The 4,806-nt window shown below is 66.0% G+C and carries 4 protein-coding genes; 3 read left to right on the forward strand and 1 reads right to left on the reverse strand.

Going from position 1 to position 4,806, the window contains the following annotated elements; all coding sequences use genetic code 11:
• A partial coding sequence (gene xdhB, locus VL752_RS10835; protein WP_325355020.1) for a xanthine dehydrogenase molybdopterin binding subunit occupies positions 1-2,263 on the forward strand: 2,263 nt, incomplete at its 5' end.
• Positions 2,263-3,186: a xanthine dehydrogenase accessory protein XdhC gene (xdhC, locus tag VL752_RS10840; RefSeq protein WP_325355022.1), complete on the forward strand. Its 924-nt coding sequence runs from the start codon at positions 2,263-2,265 to the stop codon at positions 3,184-3,186. The genes xdhB and xdhC, both read left to right, overlap by 1 nt.
• On the opposite strand, the gene VL752_RS10845 is transcribed toward xdhC, so the two are convergent.
• Positions 3,159-3,962: a phytanoyl-CoA dioxygenase family protein gene (locus VL752_RS10845; RefSeq protein ID WP_325355024.1), complete on the reverse strand. Its 804-nt coding sequence runs from the start codon at positions 3,960-3,962 to the stop codon at positions 3,159-3,161. The genes xdhC and VL752_RS10845 overlap by 28 nt on opposite strands.
• A gap of 91 nt (positions 3,963-4,053) precedes the next feature.
• Here VL752_RS10845 and VL752_RS10850 point away from each other — a divergent pair.
• Positions 4,054-4,806: LysR family transcriptional regulator (locus VL752_RS10850; protein WP_325355026.1), on the forward strand; the 753-nt coding region annotated here is incomplete at its 3' end.

Genomic DNA, 4,806 nt, shown 5'->3' on the forward strand with positions numbered 1-4,806 from the left:
GGCTGCCTATATCGACGACCTGCCCGAGCCGCGCGGCCTGCTGCATGCGGCGATCGGCCTCAGCACGGAAGCTCACGCACGGATCAAGTCGATTGATCTATCAGCCGTCCGCAGGGCGCCCGGCGTCATGGCGGTCATCGCAGCGGAGGATGTGCCGGGCGTGAACGACATCGGCCCGATCTTCGCGGGCGATCCGATCTTTGCTGGCGAGGTCACGGAATATTGTGGCCAGTCCCTCTTCGCGGTCGCCGCCCGCACGCGCGCGGAGGCGCGCGCGGCGGTGCTGCTGGCCCGCATCGACTACGAGCCGCTTCCCGCGATCCTGACGCTGGACGAGGCGCTGGCGCGGGAGGATGCGCGAATCGCGCCCAGCCGGCTCATGCGACGCGGGCATCCGGACATGGCAATCGCCCGCAGCCCGCACAAGCTGCGCGGCAGCTTACGCATCGGCGGACAGGACCATTTCTACCTCGAGGGGCAGATCGCCCTGGCCACGCCCGGCGAGCAGGGCGACATGACAATTCTGAGTTCGACGCAGAATCCGTCCGAACTCCAGCACCTCGTGGCGCGCGCGCTCGGCGTCGCGGATCATTCCGTGGTCTGCGAAACCCGGCGCATGGGCGGCGGTTTCGGCGGCAAGGAGAGCCAGGCGGCACTGCCCGCCGCCATCGCCGCGATTTTTGCCCAGCGTACCGGCCGCCCGGTCAAGCTGAGGATGGACCGGGACGACGACATGGTGGCAACCGGCAAGCGCCATCCCTTCCGTATCGACTACGAGGTCGGGTTCGATGCGCAGGGCCGCATCGGCGGCATCCATTTCATGCTAGCCGGGGATTGCGGCTTTTCGGCAGATCTCTCCACCGGCGTCAACGACCGCGCCATGATGCATGCGGACAATTGCTACTATCTCGAGAACGTCTCGATCCTGTCGCATCGTTGCAAGACCAACACAGTCTCCCATACAGCCTTTCGTGGCTTCGGCGGCCCGCAGGGCATCATGGGAATCGAACATGTCATGGACGAGATCGCGCGCCATCTGGGTCACGATCCGCTCGCCGTGCGGCGGCACAATTTCTATGGGCTCACGTCCCGCAACATCACGCCCTATGGCATGGTGGTAGAGGACAACATCATCGCCGATCTTGTCGATGAGCTGGCGACGAGCGCGGGCTACGCCGCCCGGCGGGAGGAGATCGCGGCCTTCAATCGGGAAAGTCCCTGGATCAAGCGCGGCCTTGCTTTGGTGCCGGTGAAATTCGGCATTTCCTTCACGGCGATCCATCTGAACCAGGCAGGCGCCCTGGTGCAGCTTTACGCCGACGGCAGCGTGCTCCTGAACCATGGCGGCACGGAGATGGGCCAGGGTCTCTTTACCAAGGTCGCCCAGGTCGTGGCGGAAGAGTTCGGCATTCCGCTCGATCGGGTGCGGGTAACGGCCACCAGCACCGCCAAGGTGCCAAACACGTCGCCCACCGCCGCCTCGGCCGGCACGGATCTGAATGCCAAGGCAGCCCAGGCGGCGGCGCATACCATCCGCCAGCGGCTCGCCCATGTCGCGGCCGCGGAATTTGACGTGCCGGCTACCGCCGTCATCTTCGCGAATGGCGAAGTCATTGCCGGGCGCCGGCGCATCGCCTTTGCTGAACTCGCCAAGCTCGCCCGTCTGCAGCGCGTTTCGCTGTCCTCCACCGGCTTTTACGCCACGCCGAAAATCCATTTCGACGCGGAGACGCAGACTGGCCGCCCCTTCTACTATTTCGCCTATGGCGCGGCGCTGGCCGAGGTCGAGGTCGACGGGTTGACCGGCGAGTATCGCCAGCGCCGTGTCGATATCCTGCATGACTGCGGCAAGTCCCTGAACCCCGCAATCGACCTTGGACAAATCGAGGGTGGTTTCGTGCAGGGTGCCGGCTGGCTGACGTCGGAGGAGCTCTGGTGGGACGAACGCGGCCGGCTGCGCACGCACGCCCCCTCCACCTACAAGATCCCCGCGATCGGAGACCTCGCAACGAAATTCAACGCGCGCCTCTACGAGGCCGGGCGTAACAGGGAAAATGCGATCTTCCGCTCCAAGGCCGTGGGAGAGCCGCCGCTCAACCTTGGCATCGCGGTCTTCCAGGCGCTGCGCGATGCCGCTGCCGCTTTCGGCAGCGGCCAGGCCGCCCCTGCGCTCGATGCGCCGGCGACGCCGGAACGCGTGCTGATGGCCATCGAGAGTCTGCGCGCGTCGGTCGCCCTCCCCGATACCAGGGCGGCCGAGTGATGCCGGCCTGGCTCGACGCCCTGAACGCGCTTGATCGGCGAGGAGAGGCCGGCGTGCTTGTCAGCGTCATCGCGGCCGACGGCTCCTCCCCGCGCGAGGCCGGGGTGAAGATGGTCGTCTCCCAGGCCGAGGTGTGGGACACGATCGGTGGCGGCAATCTCGAATTCCAAAGCATCCAGGGCGCCCGCGCTCTGCTCGCCTCGGAGAATGCGGTTCCCGTGATGCGCGATTTTCCGCTCGGGCCCGCGCTCGGCCAGTGCTGCGGGGGCGCGACCACGGTGTTGTTCGAGCCGATCCGGCCGCCAGCCTGGATTGTGGCACTTTTCGGCGCCGGGCATGTCGGGCGGGCAACCGCGAAGCTTCTGGGCGATTTGCCCTGCCGGCTTCTCTGGTTCGATGCTCGGCCCGGCATCTTCGGGGAAGCTCCCTTGCCCTCCAACATCCATCTTCGGTCAACGACCACGGCCGAGGATATCGCGGCCCTGCCGCCGGGAACAATGGTATTGATCATGACCCATGATCACGGGCTCGATTACGATCTCTCCTCCGCCGCCCTGGCACGGCGCGATCTCGGCTTCGTCGGTACCATCGGGTCGGACACTAAGCGCGCGCGCTTCATGAGCCGGCTGCGCCGCGCCGGCGTGGATGAGGCGACGCTCACGCGCTTCACCTGCCCCGTGGGCCTGCCGGGCGTGGGAAAGAAGCTGCCGGCCGAGATCGCCATTGCCGTGGTCGCCCAGCTGCTCCAGCTTCGCCCCGCAGCCCCTTCACCCGGGCGAACAAAGCACGGCCCGATGACGGTGCGACAGCCGGCGGAGATCTCCAGCTCGAACAGCGGTTGCGGCGCGCCGGGCTGCGATCCGACCTGTCGTGGCGTTTCGGCCACGCAACCGCCTCAGGTTTTGGCCCCGCCGCGCAAATAGGGGAACCAATCTTCCCGCAGTCTTTGGCCCGGCCGCATGTCATGCCCGGGATAGGGTGGCGAGGTGCGGCCCGGCCGCTCGACATAGCGGGCGTCATCGCCCACCAGTCGCAGGGAAAAGGCGCGGCGATTGAGCGCACCGCTGTTGCCGCGAGCGCCATGCAGCGTCTTGAAGTTGAAGGCCACCGCATCCCCCGGCTCCATCGCCCATTCCAGCACGGTCATGCCTTCCGCATCCGGGTCGGGCACCGGCTGATAAAGGCTCGGGTCCGGATAGAAATTCTGCTCTGACGCCCAGCGCAACGGGAGAACCGGCTTATCCCACAGATGCGACCCCGCGACACACCGCAGGCTCGCCTCTTTCACCGGGTCGAGCGGGGACCAGAAGCTCACCGTCTGCGCTCCCTCCACGAAGTAGTAGGGGCTGTCCTGGTGCCAGGGCGTCGCCTTCGCGGTGCCGGATTCCTTCACCAGCACATGGTCGTGAAACATTTGCACGGTTTCCGACTGCATCAGCGCTGCCGCCACGGCCGCCACCACGGGCTGGCGGATAACCGCGGCGAATTCGGGAATCCGTTCCCAGTTGCAGTAATCATCGAAAAAGCGGCCCCGCTCTCCCGGCTTCGTATTTTCGGACGCATAGGGGCCGGGCTCGGCCATGTTGCGCGCGACCCCGGCGCGCAGCGTCTCGACCCAGGGGGCGAACAGGCCTTTGATCAACACGGCGCCATCGCGGCGGTAATCGGCAATCTGCTGGTCAGAGACAGGTGCGGCCAATGTCGTCATCCCCCCGGTGCTGCGGCTTGACCAGCTTGCCCTGCACAACCCATAAAAACGAATAATATATTCTCATGCACACGATAAGTAGATGCTATCGGTAACTCTGCGGCAACTGGAATATGCGGTCGCGATCGAGACCCACGGTGGCGTCTCGGCCGCGGCGGCGGCGCTTCATGTCTCGCAACCGGCGGTGTCCGTCGCCCTGACCCAGATCGAGGCCTTGCTCGGCAAGCCGCTGTTCCTGCGACGTCCGGGAGCGCGGATGGCGGCCACTTCCTTCGGACGGGAATTTCTCGCCCGCGCGCGACTGATAATTGCTGAAACAACGACGTTGCTCACGCTCGACGATGCAGCACCCCAAACGCCTGTGCTGCTCGGCGTCTTTGAGGATTTGGCCCCGCTCCTGCTCGCGCCGATTCTGGCCCGCGCGGCGCTGGACCTGCCAGAGATCGAAATCCGCTGGCAGACATTGACCTTCGAAGAGATTGCGCGCCAGATCGGCCGCGGTCCGGGCCTCGATCTCGCCATCACCTATAACCTCGGTCTCGATTCCGCCTGTCTGCGCCAAGTGCTTCTGGATTTGCCCCTGCAGGTGGTCGTCAGCCGCGCGCATCCTTTTGCCAAGGTCGCGACCGTCACCCTGGCGGAAGTCGCGGCCGAGCCGATCATCCTGACCGAGCAGGAGCTGAGCCGCGCCCATATGCTGCAGCTTTTCGAACGCGCCGGGCTGCACCCGCGGATCGCCCATCATGCCGGCACGACGGAGACGATGCGCAGCCTTGCCGCGAACGGGCTCGGCGTCGGCCTGTCCTATACCAGCCCGCGCTCCACCACCTCCTAT

It is taken from the genome of Acidisoma sp., assembly GCF_035492295.1.
Taxonomy (GTDB): Bacteria; Pseudomonadota; Alphaproteobacteria; order Acetobacterales; family Acetobacteraceae; genus Acidisoma.